General features: G+C 62.2%; 13 protein-coding genes. 5 read left to right on the forward strand and 8 right to left on the reverse strand.

Annotation, left to right across the window (positions count from 1 at the left end):
* Positions 1 to 223: 223 nt before the first annotated feature.
* The 6 genes from Pan216_RS15245 to Pan216_RS15270 all read right to left on the reverse strand — a co-directional run bounded on the left by Pan216_RS15245 (position 224) and on the right by Pan216_RS15270 (position 9,558).
* Positions 224 to 1,771 (reverse strand): multiheme c-type cytochrome, encoded by a 1,548-nt coding sequence (locus tag Pan216_RS15245; protein ID WP_145259014.1) that lies wholly within the window; start codon positions 1,769 to 1,771, stop codon positions 224 to 226.
* Positions 1,772 to 2,216: 445 nt separating this feature from the next.
* Positions 2,217 to 3,311, reverse strand: a complete 1,095-nt coding sequence (locus Pan216_RS15250; RefSeq protein ID WP_145259016.1) for a DUF1573 domain-containing protein — start codon at positions 3,309 to 3,311, stop codon at positions 2,217 to 2,219.
* A gap of 122 nt (positions 3,312 to 3,433) precedes the next feature.
* Positions 3,434 to 5,569, reverse strand: coding sequence for an O-antigen ligase family protein (locus Pan216_RS15255; RefSeq protein WP_419192565.1), 2,136 nt, complete (start codon positions 5,567 to 5,569; stop codon positions 3,434 to 3,436).
* A gap of 44 nt (positions 5,570 to 5,613) precedes the next feature.
* Positions 5,614 to 6,783, reverse strand: a complete 1,170-nt coding sequence (locus tag Pan216_RS15260) for an MraY family glycosyltransferase (RefSeq protein ID WP_419192566.1) — start codon at positions 6,781 to 6,783, stop codon at positions 5,614 to 5,616.
* Between the two features lie 159 nt (positions 6,784 to 6,942).
* A complete protein-coding gene (locus tag Pan216_RS15265; RefSeq protein ID WP_145259022.1) occupies positions 6,943 to 7,659 on the reverse strand; it encodes a polyprenol monophosphomannose synthase in 717 nt (238 codons plus the stop codon).
* Positions 7,660 to 7,812: 153 nt separating this feature from the next.
* Positions 7,813 to 9,558 (reverse strand): sulfatase family protein, encoded by a 1,746-nt coding sequence (locus Pan216_RS15270; RefSeq protein WP_145259024.1) that lies wholly within the window; start codon positions 9,556 to 9,558, stop codon positions 7,813 to 7,815.
* A 194-nt stretch (positions 9,559 to 9,752) separates the two neighbouring features.
* On the opposite strand from Pan216_RS15270, the gene Pan216_RS15275 reads away from it, so the two are divergent.
* Both Pan216_RS15275 and Pan216_RS15280 read left to right on the forward strand, forming a co-directional pair.
* On the forward strand, positions 9,753 to 11,492 hold the full coding sequence (locus Pan216_RS15275; protein ID WP_145259026.1) for a HEAT repeat domain-containing protein: 1,740 nt from the start codon (positions 9,753 to 9,755) through the stop codon (positions 11,490 to 11,492).
* A gap of 123 nt (positions 11,493 to 11,615) precedes the next feature.
* Positions 11,616 to 11,801, forward strand: a complete 186-nt coding sequence (locus Pan216_RS15280; protein WP_145259028.1) for a hypothetical protein — start codon at positions 11,616 to 11,618, stop codon at positions 11,799 to 11,801.
* A 234-nt stretch (positions 11,802 to 12,035) separates the two neighbouring features.
* On the opposite strand, the gene Pan216_RS15285 is transcribed toward Pan216_RS15280, so the two are convergent.
* Both Pan216_RS15285 and Pan216_RS28400 read right to left on the reverse strand, forming a co-directional pair.
* Entirely contained in the window at positions 12,036 to 12,419 is a 384-nt protein-coding gene (locus Pan216_RS15285) for a YbjQ family protein (RefSeq protein WP_145259030.1), read from the reverse strand.
* Between the two features lie 78 nt (positions 12,420 to 12,497).
* On the reverse strand, positions 12,498 to 13,847 hold the full coding sequence (locus Pan216_RS28400; protein WP_419192567.1) for an alpha/beta hydrolase: 1,350 nt from the start codon (positions 13,845 to 13,847) through the stop codon (positions 12,498 to 12,500).
* A 291-nt stretch (positions 13,848 to 14,138) separates the two neighbouring features.
* Between Pan216_RS28400 and Pan216_RS15295 the strand changes: the two genes are divergently transcribed.
* The 3 genes from Pan216_RS15295 to Pan216_RS15305 all read left to right on the forward strand — a co-directional run bounded on the left by Pan216_RS15295 (position 14,139) and on the right by Pan216_RS15305 (position 17,727).
* Positions 14,139 to 16,319 carry a glutamine amidotransferase gene (locus Pan216_RS15295; protein ID WP_145259032.1) on the forward strand — a complete coding sequence of 727 codons (2,181 nt, stop codon included), beginning with the start codon at positions 14,139 to 14,141 and terminating at the stop codon, positions 16,317 to 16,319.
* Between the two features lie 101 nt (positions 16,320 to 16,420).
* Entirely contained in the window at positions 16,421 to 16,777 is a 357-nt protein-coding gene (locus tag Pan216_RS15300; RefSeq protein ID WP_145259034.1) for a hypothetical protein, read from the forward strand.
* Positions 16,778 to 17,265: 488 nt separating this feature from the next.
* A complete protein-coding gene (locus Pan216_RS15305) occupies positions 17,266 to 17,727 on the forward strand; it encodes a hypothetical protein (protein WP_145259036.1) in 462 nt (153 codons plus the stop codon).
* The last annotated feature ends 94 nt before the right edge of the window (positions 17,728 to 17,821 follow it).

Genomic DNA, 17,821 nt, shown 5'->3' on the forward strand with positions numbered 1-17,821 from the left:
GACGTCGATGGTGAGCCAGTGTTGGTCGATGGAACTACTACGGCTCTCAGACGCTGGGTGCCGCTGGCCGCTTGTCAGCCAGTGCCAACCGGTTGGGGCTACACCAACTCTAACTTCAAGTTGGATCAGAGCACAACGTCTTACCCGCATGCCCACGCAAGTGTGGCCATGGCACCCTACGCGGCGGGATTGCCGCTGACTCTCAACGTAACTCTACCATCTCTTAGTCGCGCCATGGATGGGCGACTTTGGGCCAGTATTTCTCGAAGTTGAAGTGAATACTGTTCTCCGTGTCGTGGCACTTGATGCACTTGGCCTCGACGGTGAAGCGACTGAGCCGCATGTCGGCGTGGTACTTCGGATCCTTCGGGTGATCGGAGTGCAACTTCCCCGCGCCGTGGCAGTTCTCGCATTGGTTGCCCCCGAGCTTGGGAGTGATGTCGATCGAGACGAAACCGGACTCGTAGCCGTAGCCGGTGGTGTGGCACGAGACGCACTCGGGATTGTAGTCCTGCCCCGCGGGGACCGCCTTGGTCAATGTCTCCAGGGCGTGGGCATGGCCCATCTTCTTCCAGTGATCGTACGCCTTGGTGTGACACTTGCCGCAGCGCTCGGCGCCGACAAACTCGTTGCCGTCGGGAAGCGGGACGCGGGCGACTTGCTCGACGTAGCCGCCGTCCTTGATCGCTTCGACGAAACGAGCATAGATTTCGTTCATCGAGTCGATTTCGGCGAACCGCTGGTCGAGGGGGACGAGCTCAAAGTGAAGTTTGGGATCGAGGTCTTTCCAGTAGCCGACGACGCCGACACTCTTACCCTTCTGGCCAACCCACGTGATCAGCGTATCGCCGACCCACGTCGCTTCCTGGGTTGCGGAATCCTCGCTCTCGCTCTTACAGAGAATGAGACTGAAGAGTCCGGGATGGTCCTTGGCGAGCGTTTCGGCCTCTTTCTCGGTCATGTAGCCGAGGAGAATGTTGACGTCGGCCATCTCCGCCTTGACCGACTCGGCGAGCTTGTTGACCGCTTCCTTGGTCGGTCGGACCGAGACGCTCGGATCGGGCAGTTTGCCGACTTGGGAATCACCCATGAGCGAGGCGACCGCAACCTTGGTCTCGCCGACTTGTTCGACTTTGACCGAGGGGATCGTCTCCTCCAGGATCATGTTGAAGTCGGCGTCCTTATGGACGAGGTTCCCCTGGAGCAGCTTCGTTTGATCGAGGTTGAGCGCCTGTCCGAGGACTTCATCGACCGACTGACCAAGGTCCTTGGTACCGACACCGATCGCGGGGTAGCCGAGCCGCTGAAGGGACTCGAGGGCGTAGACGTAGCGAAGCGGCTCGAGCCGTCCGGACTTGCCGATGAGATCGCCAAGATCGACGGGAAGGACATCCCAGCCCTTTTCGTTGGCGAGGAATTCGAGCACGCCGCCAAGCCGAGGCAAACCCCCTTGCTGACCGGGACTGCATCCGCAAGGCCGCAGGTAGCCATGAAGCTCGCCGGTCAGCAGGAAGGCGGCGTCGGGTTTCTGCTCGGGCCATTCGAGAAAGAGGGGTGCCGGCGCGAAGGCCTCCTTCTCGGCATCATGCTCGGCGACGTCCGCCACGACCGCGGGCCGGCGGGCAAACTCAATCGTGGCCGCGATGACCAACGCCGCGGCGAATCCGGCGAACGTCGCTCCAACCGCGCCTCCCAAGAGCAAGCCGCAAACGAACGGGCTGGCCGACTTGGCCACTTTCTCATCATCACTGACAGCGGTATCTCGCTCCATCGACCATCGCCTTCCTATAGCTTGGGCGTGCCAGGGAACTGACTTTCGATTTCGCGCCTCGAGTAAATCCGTGTTGGGAGGAGAGAGACGCTCGACCGCGTCGGAGTTGACGGGGATCGCGTCGCGAGGAGCCCCGCGACAGTCCTGTTTCGCCCGTCACTCTCTCCCATCAGAGGCAAATAGGGTCGTCCAAACGCCCTTCCGCTGCAAGAGAGGTTCCGGTCGCTTCACCCGAGAGTGGACGTTGGAGGCAGGCCGTTGGCCGATCCCGGGGTGATCCGGGCCGTGATGGCCGCCCCCCTAACCTATTGCTTGGCAAGGACAAGCAGCGGGCGACCTCAACGTGCCCCCACGATTCACCCCATGTCGGGGCAGCGGAGGAGTTCGGTTGCCGCGAACAAGGTTCCATCCCCACGCGAAGCACCTTCGGCCAGCGGTCCAAGGCTTACGTGCCGGCAACCTTCGCGTCGGACACCGCGCCGGCGACACGAATGATGATCAGTTCCTTTCCCTTGTCGTCGGAGATCACGACCCGGCCGGTGAAAGGTCCACTCGGCGCCTCGGTGGGAACCGACACCAGCAGTTTCCAGCGGCTCTTGAAGTCGCCGTCCTGCTCCAGCTTGTACTTGAGGAACTTCGGCTCAACATTGGTGACCTTCAGCGGTCCGTCGTCGCCCAAGTCGCGAGCGAAGATGTCGACCCGCTTCTCGGTTCCCGTCTCCTGGGGAACCATCTTGAAGTTGATCTGCGTCGGCAGAAGCGTGATCGCTCCCTCGCAACGACCGTTGATGGTGACGGACCGATGCGGTTCGCCCTCGGCGTTGGTGTCGACGCCGAGGGTCTCCTCGAAGAAGCCGACGGGGAGCTTGTCGGCGACCGAGACGATCGCCCGCTTGCCCGACTTGGCGCCGAGCGACTCCATTTTCTCCTTGGGAATCGGCACGAGTTTGACGGCAAACCCCTTCGAGGAAATGACCGGCTTGGTCACTTCCAGGTCCTCCTTGAGGGTCGAGTAGATGTCGACCGCTTGCTCGACGTTGCGTCCCTCGGTGACGGTCCCGAAGTTGATCGAGGAGGGCTCGACCAGAACCTCCGGCCTGATGTCGAGATTGACGGAGAACCGCAGCTTCGGCATCTCCGGATCGTTGCTCATGAGGTCGGCCCAGAGCGAGTGGCTCCCGATGCGGTCCTGGGTATCCCATTTCAAGGTGAAGTTGGTGCTCTCGCCCGGTTGAAGCGTCGTGGTTTCGACAAACGACTCCGAGCAAGTGCACTTCTTCGGCCCCTTGGTCAGTTCCAGGGTAGCCTCTCCTTCGTTGGTGACCTTGAAGACCGATTCGCCCTTTTTCATCTGCGGGACGTTGGTCAGGTTCTCGAAGGTCGTCTCCGGCACCAGTCGCGGCTGCGGCCCGGTCGCCTCGCCGGGAGTCGCCGCTGTCGTCTGCGGTGCTTCTCTCAAGTCGGGATTCCAAACCGAAAGCGCCGTCGCGAGTCCAGTGAGCACCACGGTCGCACTGATCACCGTGACCCAAAACTTCATGGTCTACTCCTCAGGTCGACGCGTCCACGATCGAAACGACTTGCCCGACCAAGCGGGCCTAGGAACAACGACGCGCCAGCGATATTGTCTCATGTGTCAATTGGAAATTGGAAGAGCTACTCTCATGGTTCGACGAATTGTTCAGCCATTCGCCGCTGCGCCTCCGAGAGCTTTTTATCCGGGTGGGGCGTCCGGTCCAACTCCAGCGCCCGCTCGAACTCGTCCTTCGCCTTGTTCTTCTTCCCCAACAGCATCAGCGCTTCCGCGTATCCGAAACGATTGGCCGCGAGATTCGGGTAGCGGGCGATGACCTCGTCCCACGACGCGACCGACTTCGCATAGCCCTGCCGATCCAACCCCATTTTACCCGCCGCCTGGTAGGTTTGCGCGAGCCCTCTGTGGTGGGCGGCGCGACGCGGATCGAGTTGGATCGCCCGTTTCCAAGCTAGCTCGGCCTGCCGATAGGCTTCCTGGGCCACGCCGCGATCCCGGGCCGAACGCTCCATCCGGGCCGTCTCGAGTTGCCCCAAGTGGGCCCAGTGGGAGGCATCGCCCGGCTGCGACTTCGCCAAGTATCGCTGGGCGGACGTCCGCCGCTCGAGAGCTCGCGAACCGCCCTCCATACTGATGCTACGGACCTCCGCGAGAATTCGATCGCGCTCGACGAGCGGAAAATAGAGCGTTTGCAGAAACATGCCCGCAAGGATGAGCAATCCGACCGCCGTCGTCACTTGGTTCGAGAAGTTCGGTGACCAGTCCGAAATTCGGCCCGAACTGGCTGCCAAAAGAGCCCAACAGGGAAGCAAGAGCCCCGGATAGTTGATCCCTCCCGCCGCCAACCAGTGCACGTGCAGAGCAAGCGTTCCCGCGAAGACGGCCCGAGCGATCGGTTCCACACCTGCGTGCTCGAGGGAAGCGGTCTTCGCGGCGGCGCGAGCGCGGAACCCGGAGACGGCCACGAGCGCGAACGCCCAGAAGCCCATCCCGAGCCACCCCGCCCAGCCGGGAAACGCGAACCAAATGAGCATGACAGCGGCGAGCACCACGCCCGCCCACCACCAGAGGGGCGTCCCTCCCGGCAACGTCGATGCGTCCGTGTCCGGAGATTGGTCGTTTCGCTCCCACAGTTCTCGCAGCGCGAAGCCCAACGCCGCCAGGTACGCGACTAGGGCGACCGGCCCCGCGCCTGCGAGCAACTCCAGGACGAAATTGTGCGGATCGCGGATTTCCTCGCTGGAAAAGGGAAGCTTGTGCTCCAAGTAGGCACTGCCGAAATTGCCGAATCCGGTGCCAAAGAGAGGATGATCTTCGATGACGCCGAGCGTTCCCCACCACCACTCGGCACGGTAGCGAAGCGACTTTGACGATTCGACGATGACCAGCCAATCGAAAACCCCAACAAGGGAGAGCATCGCGACCGCGAGGCCGAGTCCCAATCCCGCGAGCAGGAGCCAGCGACGCCAAGGCCACAGGACGCGCACGCCCCGTGGATGAAAGACCGCCATCACCCCCAGCCCGCAGAGCGCCGCCAGCCACGCTGAGCGACTTCTGGTCAGTAATAGCCCCATCAGCACGATGGCAACAGCGATCCCGACGCCGGCGAGACGCCAGGGTCGAGTCGGCCAGCGCCATGCGAGTTCCGCGGCCGCGACGAGTAGCGGGAGACCAAGAACCAGGAGCCCCGCCAACGAATTCGGATGCCCGAACGTCCCGTAGGCTTCGGGGGCGTAGAGGCGGTCGCGAAAGAGTCGTTCCTCGCCGCTGCCCGGGGCGATGCCCATCATCTCGATCTCGGCGAGGACGTCGGGGTGGCGCTCTTCGTACATCTTGCGAAGGCGCGGGTGTTCGACCCCGACTTGCCAGCAGGCGATCAGCGACTGCGTCAACGCGAGCGAGACGACCAGCCCCGCCATCGGCATGGGTGAGGTTCGCCCCGTTTGTTGCCGCAGAAAGAGCAGCAGCATCCCGGCGCCAACCCATTCCCACAGGAGGATTTTGGCGGGAAACTGGTACGCCGCCGAGAGCGTGCTGACCGCGATCGCCCCCAGGAGGACGCCCCAACTCCACGTGACGGCTCCCGGTTTCGGGCCCTTCGCCCCGGCGATCCAACACGCGAGCGCGATCAGCCCGAGCGACATCTCGAGCAGGATGAAGATCACCCCGCTGCCGTCGGCGGCATCCTCGGAGGGATAAAAAGTCCGACCAGCCACGATGGCGACTGCGAGCGCCAGGCCAATCGCCGCAAGCCGCCCGCCCATCCGCTCCATGGGATCGGGGGAAGCCGGCCGCTCCGCTCCCCGCTTCACGGCGTCACCTCATCGCTCGGGATGTCCTTCGCGAGTTGCTCCTTCGGCGCCTCGTTTCGCTGAATCTCGGCCAACTGACGGTGGTAGGAGACGACTTCGAGAATCGCCAGGACTCCCAAGATGCCGACGACTTGCATCACGACCAACCACCCCGCCCCCGGCCGGAGGAAATAGAGCAACACGCCCCCAAGTCCGGTCGTCACCGTCACCAGATAGATGAGCAAGACCGCCTCGGGCCGCTTGAAGCCAAGGGCGACAAGCCGATGCGATAGGTGCTGACGATCGGGCTGAAACGGGCTCTTTCCCTGAAGCAACCGCAAACAGACCACCACCGTCACGTCATAGATGGGAACCGCGAGGACGCAGAGGGGAGCGAGGACCGTGACGTGGTTGAATCCTTCGACGTGGTAGGTCGCCACGATGGTGAGGGTCGCGATCCAGAAGCCGACGAAATTGCTGCCGGCATCACCCATGAAAATGCGCGCCGGCGTCCAATTAAAGCAAAGAAAGCCCAGAAGAGCCCCCAAAAGGATCAAAAAACCACCCAAAATGAACCAAGACTGAACAAAAAAGGCGATCGCCGCGAGCAATCCCGACGCGCACGCCGCCACGCCGCCCGAAAGTCCGTCCATGTTGTCGAGAAAGTTGAACGCGTTGGTCAGTCCCACAATCCACAGAATCGTCAGCGGGATGGTCAGCCACCACGCGTCGACATGGATCGTTAGCCGCACGCCAAACCAGATGAGAACAAGCGTCAGCACGACTTCCAGCCCCAGGCGAACCCGCCAGCCGAGCCCGTCGCGGCGCCAGTCGTCGGTCAACCCGGCCGCCATCTGAATCGTCGCAAGTGTCAACAGGAAAAGGAGTATCGGCGTCCTTGCCAACACCCCGGCGGCATGAACGCTGACCGCTTCGGGGAGAATCGTGCCCACGGACGGCACCAAATGGACCAACCCGCAACCAAGGACGACGACCAAGAAACAGAGGACGACGCTGAGATAGATCGCCACACCGCCGCCGAGGGGGGTCGCTTTGGCGTGGCCCTTGTGCGTTCCGCCGGGCCGATCGACGAGCCCCCAGCGAGGAGCCGCGGAGATCAACCATCGGCTCAGGCCCCACGAGCAGCCGAAGGAGAGCAGAAACGCCGCGGATAACGCAAGGAGCATGCTAGTGCTTTGGTCCAACTTGAAGTTTGTGTCGGCGTCGCCCGAACGCTTTGGCACTGGCTGGCAAGCAGCCAGTGGCACTCGAGCATTCACATGAACCAGTACGTTAGCGCTTTGGCCCATCCACTTGGTCGGGTGGCATCGGCGACGGCGAGAAACTTAGCCCCAAATGGCCGTGATAAAGAGCGTCCATACGGCCGCGATCGCCTCGCGCAGGTTGATCTTCGATTTGCCCTGCTTTCGATTGACGAACATGATCGGGATCTCGCGAATCCGACAGCCGACGCGGTGGCAATGATAAAGGAATTCCTCTTGAAAGGCGTAGCCCCGCGAACGAATCCGACCGAAATCGATCTCCTTGATCTTCGAAAGTCGGTAGCACCGGTACGCTCCACTGCAATCGCGAGCCGGAACCCGCAAGAGGCAGCGTGTGTAGAGGTTGATGCACCGACTCATCATCAAGCGCATCATCCCCCAACCGACGAATCCGCCTCCCTCGACGTAGCGACTGCCGATCACCACGTCGGCTTCGTTCATCGTCTCGAGGATCGTCGGCAAGTACTGCGGATGATGACTGAAGTCGCCATCCATGTTCAGCAGGTAGTCGTAGTTCCCTTCGAAGGCGATGGAAAACGCCTCCATGATCGCCGTTCCCAGTCCGAGCTTGCCCGCCCGGTGATGGACGCGCACGCGGGGCTCGCGGCGTGCGACCTCGTCGGCGATCTGGCCCGTGCCATCGGGCGAGTTGTCGTCCACCACCAAGACGTCCAACCCGTCATCGGTGCGCAGAATCGCCTCGATGAGGCTCTCGATGTTGTCCTTCTCGTTGTACGTGGGAATCGAAACGAGAGTGCGGGGAGAAGTAGGGTCTTGCATTCGTCCTCGGCGTGCGTCGCTCCCGCGAAAGACCTCAGCGCCGCGCGGAAGAATGGTCGTCACTTCGGATGGTGAGCTCGTCGCGACACCACCTCCAGTCGCCCTCGAATCCCCCCTCGCGGAGAGGAGATCGTGGTCGCGACAGGGGTTAGTCTACGGCAGGGAACTCTTTTTTCCGCTCTCCTCGGCGGATCGGTACTGACGAAAGTCCGCCAGCACCGGGTCGTCGGTCTCGGCGAGGTACTCGCGCATCCGCTCCCGATAGGCGGCGAGTTGCTTCGCGTACGCGGGATCCTCGATCAAATTCTTCCGCGCATCGGGATCGTTTTGGTAGTCGTAGAACTCCTCGGGTACGCGGTGCAGAAAGAGGTCGACGCGCTCGGCGATCTTCGGATCATCGCTGGCGGCGGAATGCATCGCCTTCATGGTCCGTCCACTTTGGGATTCGTTCTTAAAGACGAGTTTCCCATCCGACCAGGGGTTGAAGATGTAGCCGAAACGAGCCCCCTGCACCGCCCGCATGGGGTAGTCGCGCTTGCCGGCGGTTCGGTGGAACTGGGCGAACATGTCCTTCCTGGACTTGCCGTCGTCGGTTCCCTCAAGGAGCGGCGCGAAGGATCGACCATCGACACCCTCCAGTGGAGGCATCCCGAGGGCGTCCAAGACGGTTGGTGTCAAATCGATGCCGCTGATCACATGACCGCGATCGACCGCGCCGGCCTTCGTCTTCCCCGGCCAACGAACGATCCACGGCGTGCGCAGCGAATGCTGGTAACAGTTCGTCTTCGCGAAGGGGAGCGGCATCCCGTGATCGGAGAGGAACATCACCAGCGTCCGCTCCCGCAGGCCGGCGTCGTCGAGGGCCTCGAGGACGGCGCCAACGATCTGGTCGGCGCGATGGACGGAGGTGTAGTACTCGGCGATTTCCTGCCGTACCTCAGGGAGATCGGGGAGAAACCCCGGCACGGTAACCTCGTCAGGTTCGTACGCGTCGGCGACCTCGGGAAAGAGAGAGCGCGGCCTCTTGTTCTTGCGATTCTTGTTTTTCTTGCCGCCGGAAGCCTTGGCCCGCTCCTGGGCGCTGCCCGCGAAGGGACGGTGGGGATCCTGGGAGTTCGCCATCAAGAAGAACGGCTTGCCCTCTCGCTTGGCTTTCTCGAAGAAGCGCTCCGAAGCCTCTCGATAGAGCTTGGGATCCCGGCCGACTCGGAGCGATCCCGCGTCGACGACGACATCCCATGCCTCCGACCGGCTCGGCAAGACGTGTGGAACTTTTGCGAGGATCCCCGTCAAGTAACCAGCGTCGTGGAGCGATTCGAGCAGGGTCGGGACGCCCCGGTCGATCGGCTCGAATCCCTCGGCGCCGTTGCGATGGGGATAGCGGCCGGTCATCCACACGGCGCGACAGGGCTGACAAACGGCGATGTTGACGTAGCCCTGATCGAACCTTAGCCCCTCCCGTGCGAGCCGATCGATGTTCGGCGTGATGTCGGGGACGGCACAACCGTGAACCCCGAGCGAGTCCCAATTCATGTCATCGACGGTGATCAGCAGGAAACTAGTCCGCGTGGGCGGGTCGTCGGCCCGCAGTTGATCGGCCGAGCTGAAGACCAAGAGCGTGAGGAAGGCAGCAAGGAGGTAGCGGGTCGTTCGCGGACTCCGAAAGAGGGCCGACTTGTCACCGTCGTCCCCCCGTGAGGGTGCGGAGGAGTTGGACTTTCGTGGCTTGGAAGAGCCCCCCTCCTTCTCCCCCTTGGACAAGGGGGAGCAATCAGAAAGTCCCTTGGACAAGGGGGAGCAATCGGAAAGTCCCTTGGGCAAGGGGGAACGATCGGAGTGATGAATCCCTGAAAGCCCATAGCATCGGTGTGTTCGCGGACTGTGGAGCACTGTTCTCATCGCGACCCTCGTCTCGGTAGTTCACTCAAAGGGACCAGGTCGAGCCGGAAACCTCGAACTCGTGGGATTTCCCACTAAAAGGATGGAATCAACGAGCGGCGACCGATTGGCAGGAACATCGTTGGCCAGCCGCCGCGAGCGCAGGAAAGGATGAGCAAGCGGGGGCTTCTCAATTCCTTCTCGATCCCTTTATAATGAGTGACGATCAACGCGTCCCGGTCGGTGCGTTCCGGTCGGTGGAGACGGTGAAGGTTTCGCGCCCCGCCACTCTGGCCGTCCATGTCAAGAATACTGGAATCACCGTGACGATCGGGATCGAAAAAACACTCGATATCCTCTCGAAGAGCGAAAACCTCGCCGCGGGAGAAGTCCTCCTCGAAGCCTCCCTTTCCGGACCGCCCATGATCCGGGAAGCCGCCTTCGACCGACTGCTTCGCCAGCGGCGCCGCGAACTCTATCTCCCGCTCGTCAAGCGATGGCCCCACCTGACCCCGATGCAGCAACAGCGTCTGCTCAACGAGGGGGAAGCCCTTTCCCGGGCGCTGCGCGAAGCCTTCCTCAGCAACCAAGACGAGACGTACGCAATCGCGATCGACTTGATCCGACGGGTTCCGGCGTACGACCTAGCCCCCTTACTGGTCAGCTCGCTGCTGGCTCACTCAAAACGTCAGAGTGACGCGGTCGAGATTCTCTCCGAGCATGCCCAGCGGATCGCCAGGGAACTGTCCCTCGAACCTGCCGAGCAAACCCATCAGGACATCGAGCGAGTGAGGCTCCACTTTCTCGAAGCCCTCCGTCAAGGGTTGCCCCGCTACGCGAATTTCTCGCGGGCCGAGATTCTCAGGGCCTACCTGCTGCTCGCGGAGGACGATGACGAGCAGGTCCCCACGATCATCGACGACCACTCGCACCCGGCTCATCGCGACATGATCGACACGCTCTGTCACGCAAGTGTGCAGGGAATCATGCGTTGGGTCGGGATCATGCTCTTCCGATACCCCAACCCACACGCCGCCCTCAAGACCGTCTTCAGCAAGCGCGACGATCTCCCGTTCGTTCGAGAGATTCTCAAGCAGTTTCGCGACCTCGGCGGTAGCCCCGCGATGCCTTCGATGCGGGAACTCGGGCACATCCCCTGGCTCTCGGTCAACCATCCCATCATCGGGGAAGTGGAGGACGAGCACCAAACGCCGCTGGTCCGCTTCGCGATGACCACGGGGATCGACCAGGAGAAGAAGCTCGACTTGTGTGCCCACTTCCTCGAAGAAGGGACGTCGGAAGCACGACTCGCGTCGATCGAATCGTTGGCTCAACTCGCCGGCCCCAAGGCCGATAGCCTCGTCATCGGCTGCCTGGAGGATGATGCGATCGACATCCAGCTCGCGGCGGTGGTGCAGCTTCGGGACCGAGGCGCACCCAACGCGCTGGAATACTTGTTCGCGCGGCTCGAACATGCCGACGAGCGGATCCGAGAGGCCGCGCGGAACTGTCTCGCCGATTTTCGCATCGAGCACTACCTCAACGCCTTTGAGCGTCTCGACGACAAGACACGGCTCGCCGCGGGACGGATGATGCTGGGGTCGGACCAAGAGGCCCTCGAGAGCTTGCGCGGCGAGTTGCGCTCGCCCTACGGCCAACATCGCAAGCGAGCCCTGAAGGTAGTCGGCCAACTGGGGCTCTACGACGAAACCTACGACATCATCTTCGAGATGCTCAACGACGGCGAACTCGTGACCCAGCGAGAAGCCAAGAACCTCCTCGCCGAATCCGATGACCCGAAGATGGTCGAGCGAATGACGACCATCTTCGATGAGGGGACGGAGGTGGCCCAGATCGCCGCCAAAGACGTGCTGCTGCGACTGGCACGCGAAAGCGATCACCCCGACGTCCGCGACGCCGCCCAGCGGGTGGTGAGGGAACTCGAATTGAGCTGATCGGACGGGTTGCCCCATCGAGCGATTTGCTCGGTCATTTCATCGCGTGCGCCCTATATCAGCCAGCAATGGGGCACGTCGTGGAAGTGCCGAGTCAAGCATTCCGAAAGGGCGAGGTGACTCGTGGCGGCACGTGTGGGAATCTGGGGAGCCGGTGTGCTCGTGATCGCGGCACTCTGCATGGTGGGACTTGGCGTCGTCCTCCTCGGGCGGGACATGGATGATCTCGCGACCTTCGCGATCGCGGACGGCATTGTCGTCTTGGCGTGCGTGGGACTCGGGATGCTCTCGTCCTCGCCGGAGGAGTAGTGCTCCGAAAGGTACGTTCGTTTCACAAGAACGCGTTCCCGCTCGTGCGGGAGTGTGCTAAAGCAAGGGCGTTGTTCGCATGCCCACGCGAGCGTGTGAGTCTCTCCGCATGCCCACGCCGAGCGAGTGAGTCTCTCCGCATGCCCACGCCGAGCGAGTGAGTCTCATTGCTTGCCCACGCAAGCGTGGGCAGCACTCGAGAGTCTCTTGGCGATGAGTTAACCCGTCAGGACTTTAGGAAATGAAGACCTTGCCGCTGGGCGTGCCGTCGTGCCCAGGGATCTTCTTGATGGCCGTGCCGACCGCGGTCACTTCCATCCACTCGCCGTTGTGCATGTACTCGATATTGAGTTTGACGGCCACGACGCCGTCGGCCCCTAGGCGTTCGGCTTCGGCTTCCATGCGTTTCATCGCCAACTCACGGGCATCATACATCAACTTGGAGTAGTCCTTGAGCTCGCCCTGGGCCATGCCCTTCAGGTTGGACATGAAGCCCTTCACGGCGCCCATCGAGAAGATGCAGTTGCCCAGCACGAGTCCCAACGGTTCGTAGCCGCGGTCCAGGACCAACCAGAAGTCCTTGGCCGACAGGTCGGATGTAAACGGCTTGTTCTCCACAGCGATCTCCTTGGACAGGATTGAATCTACCTCTGATCGCCACTTTAGAAGCCCTTCGCCCCGCGTCCAAGGAAATCGTCAGTTCGACGATCCACTCTCCGTGGACGAAGCCTTCCAGTCGGCCCAGATCCAGTCGAGCGACTCCGGAAAGATCGCGTTACCGTGTCGGCGGCTGTGACCGCCATCACCCAGGACGAGCTTGTAGTCGTACCCGCCGAATTTGAGCGCCTCGGCCATCTGCTGGTTGGCGAGGAACCAATTGCCGAGCTGGTTGTCGAGGTCGTTGCGTCCCTCCTGCAGGAAGACTCGCAGCGGCTTGCGCGGGTGGGTCTTGCGAATGATCGCCGGGTAGTCGTGGGCGGTCTTCCACGGCCCGAATTCGTCGAGTGGAATGACGTTTTCTCCCTCGCGGTGATGGGGATAGTCGTCAATCGGTCGGAAATCGCAGAAACTGCCGATCTGGGAGAGGACCAAGCCGAACATGTCGGGACGATGCCACGCCGCGGTGAACGCGCAACTGCCCCCCGAGGAGGCCCCGCAAATCGCCCGTCGTTTCGGGTCGTCCGTGATCTTGTACTTGGCGGTCACCAGCGGGAGGATCTCCTTCTCAAGGAACTCCGCGTACTGACTCGTGCAGGTGTCGTATTCGTTGCCCCGGTTACGGATTGTCCGCCCACCCTTCTCCTTGGGCGGGAAGATCCCGGGATTGACGAATACGCCGATCGTGACCGGCATCCGCTTCTGATGGATGAGGTTGTCGAAGGCAATCGCCGCGTTGCCCTCGCCGTGGCAATACCAACCGCCATCTTGAAAGACCATCAGCGCCGCGGGTGGACCCTCGGGATCGTACTGAGCGGGAACGTAGATCCACCAATCCCGTTCGGCCCCCGGATAGACCTCCTTGCTGGTGTGCGGCGTCATCGCGATCACCTCGCCCTTGGGGACGCCGGACTGTTCCTGACTGTCGGGGCCGAGCTCATAGTAGTCGATCACCACGCGTCGCTTGGCGTCGCGGTTCTCCTTGCCGTCAACCAGGTAGTAGTAGTCGAAAGCGGTGTAGTTGGGGACTTGGGCGACCGCCGCGTGCAGTCCGGTCTTGCCGAGGGGCGAGAGGACCCATCGCTGCCCGTTGTTGGCGACGACTTCGATCTTGGAAGAGGGATCGGCTTCGAAACACCAGCCGATGGCGGCGCCGTCGCGTCCCTTTTCCTTGAGATGCAGCGAGTGGGCGCCTTGCTTGAGTTTGGCGGACTTGCCCATCCGCTTCTTCATGTACGTGGCGATCTGACTCGCGTCGTCGTCGGAGAGCTTCTCTTTGAGAGCCTCGTGGACCTCGTCGAGCGACTTCGGCGCTTCTCCCATCGAATGATCCTCGGTCACTCCCAACAAGATTGCCGCCAACAAGAGCGACAACAGACTTGGCTTCACGTGTGGACTCCCCCCTCGAAAATTCATGGCTTCTCGCAACGGCACGACCAGACGGTTCCCGCCGCGCCGCGATCGTCCCACAAGACTGACGAGGGCACACCCGTGAGTCCAGCGCGAAACGGCCGCGATACACCATTTTCTCCCGTTGCGGCCCGAGACGGTTGATGAGACATTGCCCAAGTCGTCCCTCGGAGAAATTCGGGAGTTCGACCCTTTGCTCCCAGGGCCAGATCGCCCCGGAGGGACCAAAGTCTTGGCAGCTAGCCAGCGCTCCCCGTACCATTGAGAACGATGAGTGTTTACCTGAACCCAGTGTGGCCCTGGCCGCTGGTGCTACTTGCGATCGCGGGCCTGCTCGCCTTTTCCCACTGGACCTACCGGCGGGGGACCCCCGCGCGCCGTCTCCTGCTGACGTTGCGTTGGTTGACGATCGCGCTGGTCGGGTTCGTCCTGCTCCGTCCGAGTCTCGTCTTCCAGACCACCAGCGAGGAGATGTCGACACTGCTGATCCTCGCGGACAAGTCCGAGAGCATGAAGCTCCGCGACATGGTCAACAGCCAGTCCCGTTGGGACATGATGCAGCGGATGACGCAAGAGTCCGGCGAGGCCTTCACCGCCCTGCTGGAAAAGGTCAACATCCGTCAGTTCCAGTTTGACGGCCGACTCGTCGAGTCGATCCTGGCGGGCGAAAAACCCGATGGCACCCAGACCACGATCGGCGACGCCATCGTCGAGGCGCTACAACGCTCCGCGGGCGAACGGATCGCCGGGGTGATCGTGATGACCGACGGGGCCAACACCGGAGGGCTCTCCCCCACCACCGTCGCCAGACAACTCAAGGCTCAAAAGATCCCGGTCTACGCCTTCGGATTCGGCCAGGAGACCGTCGGCGAGAACATGAACAACATCGCCGCCACCAAGATCCTCGCCAGTCCCACCGTCTTCGCCAAAAACAAGATGACCGTTCGGGGCGAGTTCCAGGGAAGCGGCTTCGTCGGCAAGCCGGTCCCCGTCAAACTCTTGCTCGACGGCCAGGAAGTCGACAACAGCTTCATCACCTACCAGCGAAACAACGAAACGGTCCTCGTCGACCTGACCGCGATTCCCAAGTCGACCGACGCCGGCGACGTCAAAGTCACGATGCAAGTCGACCCCCAAGACGGGGAGCTGCTGACGACCGACAACACGATCAGCACCTACGTGACGGTTCGCTCCGGGGGTATCGGCGTCCTCGCGATCGAAGGCAAGTACCGCTTCTGGGAGCCGAAGTTTCTCCGTTGGGCGCTCGATCGCTCGCCCGACATCGAGCTTTCGCAGCTCTTCCTTCTCGACGAGGCGGGCCGCGATGCCGGCGCCAAGGGGGAACTCGACCGGCTCCTTTCCTCGGGCGACTACGATGTCTACGTTCTCGGCGACGTCAGCGCCAACCAATTCTCCGACGACCAACTTCGCACCTTGCGAAAGGCGGTCGAAGAGGGAGCCGGGTTGCTGATGATGGGAGGCTACGAGAGCTTCGGTCCCGGCGGTTGGGGAGCCACGCCCGTCTCCGAGGCCCTCCCCGTCCAGATCAACCCGGCCGACGTCCAACGCAAGGGCGCGGTCAAGATGGAACCCACCGCCGCCGGCCTGCGACACTTCATTCTCCGGCTCACGTCCAACGAGGAATCGAACCGGGAGATCTGGGCGAAGTTGCGACCACTCGACGGTTCAAGCACCTGGTCGGGGGAGAAACCGCTCGCTCAACTCCTCGCCACCTCGTCGGACGGCAAGCCCCTGCTCGTCGCCCAGGACTACGGCGCCGGCCGCGTCCTCGCCTTCGCTGGCGACACGACGTGGCGCTGGCGCCGCGGCGCCGAGGGCATCGCCGCCCACAGGAAGTTCTGGCGGCAGCTGATCCTTTGGCTCGCTCACAAGGACGACGCCACCGGGAGTTTCATCCGGGTCAAGCTCGACCGGCGCCGTTTGGCGACGGGTCAAAAGCTCAGCGTCGACGTCAGCATCGAAAAGGCCGACGGGACGCCTCTGCCCAGCGCGGTCGCCCAGGCGGTTGTCTCCATTCCCGATGGGAGCGAGGTTCCCCTGGAGCTCTTTAAGAAGGGGGATGCCTACCAAGCGACCTTCTGGAAGTCGGACCAACCGGGCGACTACGAGGTGAAAGTGCGGGCGGTCGACGGCAAGGAGGATCTTGGCGAGACGACCGTCAAGTTCCTCGTCTACGACGCCAACGCCGAGATGCAGCAGTTGGCCGCCGATCACGACTTGCTGCGCAGCATGGCCGAGATGACCGACGGCGAGTTTCGCAATCCCGAGGAGCTACCTCGTTTCCTCAAATCGCTGGCCGATCGCGACCTCAACCAGGAGGTAGCTCAGATCACCCAGATCAACCTCTGGGATCGCTGGGAAACGCTCCTTCTCTTCTTCCTCTTTCTTTCCCTCGAATGGTGGATCCGCAAGCGTCGCGGCTTGGCATGACGTTTCGGTGAACTCGACGCGAAATTCGCTATGCTGGAAGGCGTCGCGATCCAACGATGGATCGGCGACCATGAGATGACACCCTATCGGAGACCAGCACGATGGACATTTCCGCTCGGCTCGCCCGCTTGGAGACGCAGAATCGCCGCCTAAAGTGGGCCCAAATCGGTTCCTTTCTCGTGATCGGCTTGCTCCTGGTCGCCGGTTCAAGCGTCGGGGACTCCGACAACAAGTCCGACGGAACCGTCATGGTCCTCAAGAACGGCGAGGGCAACGTCGCCGCGAGCATCTGGACGCAGTCGATCGACAAGGGCGAAGGTCCCGGCGTCGGCGACGGGCTCAACTTCTCGGACGCCGACGGCAAGGTTCGCGCTCGATTGAGCTGGAACGGGCTGAGAACAACCTTCACCCTCTTCTCGGGCAAGGGCGGCATCATCCAGGCATTGCCGATCAACTGAGCCGGCTTTCCGCTCACTCCAAACCAAGCCGTTGTGATTCGACCAGAAGGGACTGGCTTGCCCCTCGGCGTCGGGTGCCCCTGGCAGCTCGTCAGCCGGTGCGTGGACCTCGTGAACCTTGATGGTGGGTCAAGACCCACCCGACATGACGTGTTCCGAGAGAGCCCGCTCGCGACTTTAGTCGAAACCCGACAATCGGCCACATTTCTCGGCGTCTGGGTCGGTCGCGACAACCTCAAGTTCCCTAGCGATTCGATTGACAGGCATCCCGAAAAGTTGCCTTAACTGGGGCCACACTTCGTTGCGACGCCGCGCCCAACGTCCATACTTGCGTGACCCAAGGGACGACTGCGCGTCCTTGGACACCCACATCCTCTCGAAAGGGAGATCGGTAGTGTGCCGACCGGGCTGGTGAACGACTACCCGCGAGAGCCCCCTGCCCCCGCCCATTCGCGAGTTGGAATCAATGCGCCAACACGGAGGTACCTATGCGTCGGGGATATTGCGTCCCGCTGCTCCTTCTCGGAGCGATGCTCGGGACTCCCTCTCTGTACGGAGGGGAGACCAAACCGGAGGCCGGCCCGAAACCAGCCGACCCGGCGATCATCCAGATCGATCACGACCGAACCGTTGAAGTCATTGTCGACGAGGAGATCCCTTGCCAGGAGGTGATCACCCATCTCGACAAGAAGCGGCGCAAGCGCGAGAAGTGCCGCAAGATCCTGCGCTGGCTCTCGCGCTACCACGAAAAGGGATGCCCCTGCCCGGCGTGGACGCACCAGTGCAAGAAGAAGGCGTTTGTTTGCGGCGACACTCGCTTTGAGCCGAAGTGGCGTGAAGTCGACTATCCGCCGACCGGTTTCCAAACCCTTCCCGGTCGCAACGACTTTCTTTGGGTCATGCCGCCGCGGTGGTGTGGCTACTTCCTGCTTCCCAACTACCCGCACTAGCCGAGTTCGCAAGCCGCGAATTCACGCCCTTCGATCGACTTGACATCGGGGTGACACTGGATGCCAACCACCCAGTCGCGTCACCCCGGTGATG

This window comes from Kolteria novifilia, assembly GCA_007748055.1.
Classification (GTDB): Bacteria; Planctomycetota; Planctomycetia; order Kolteriales; family Kolteriaceae; genus Kolteria; species Kolteria novifilia.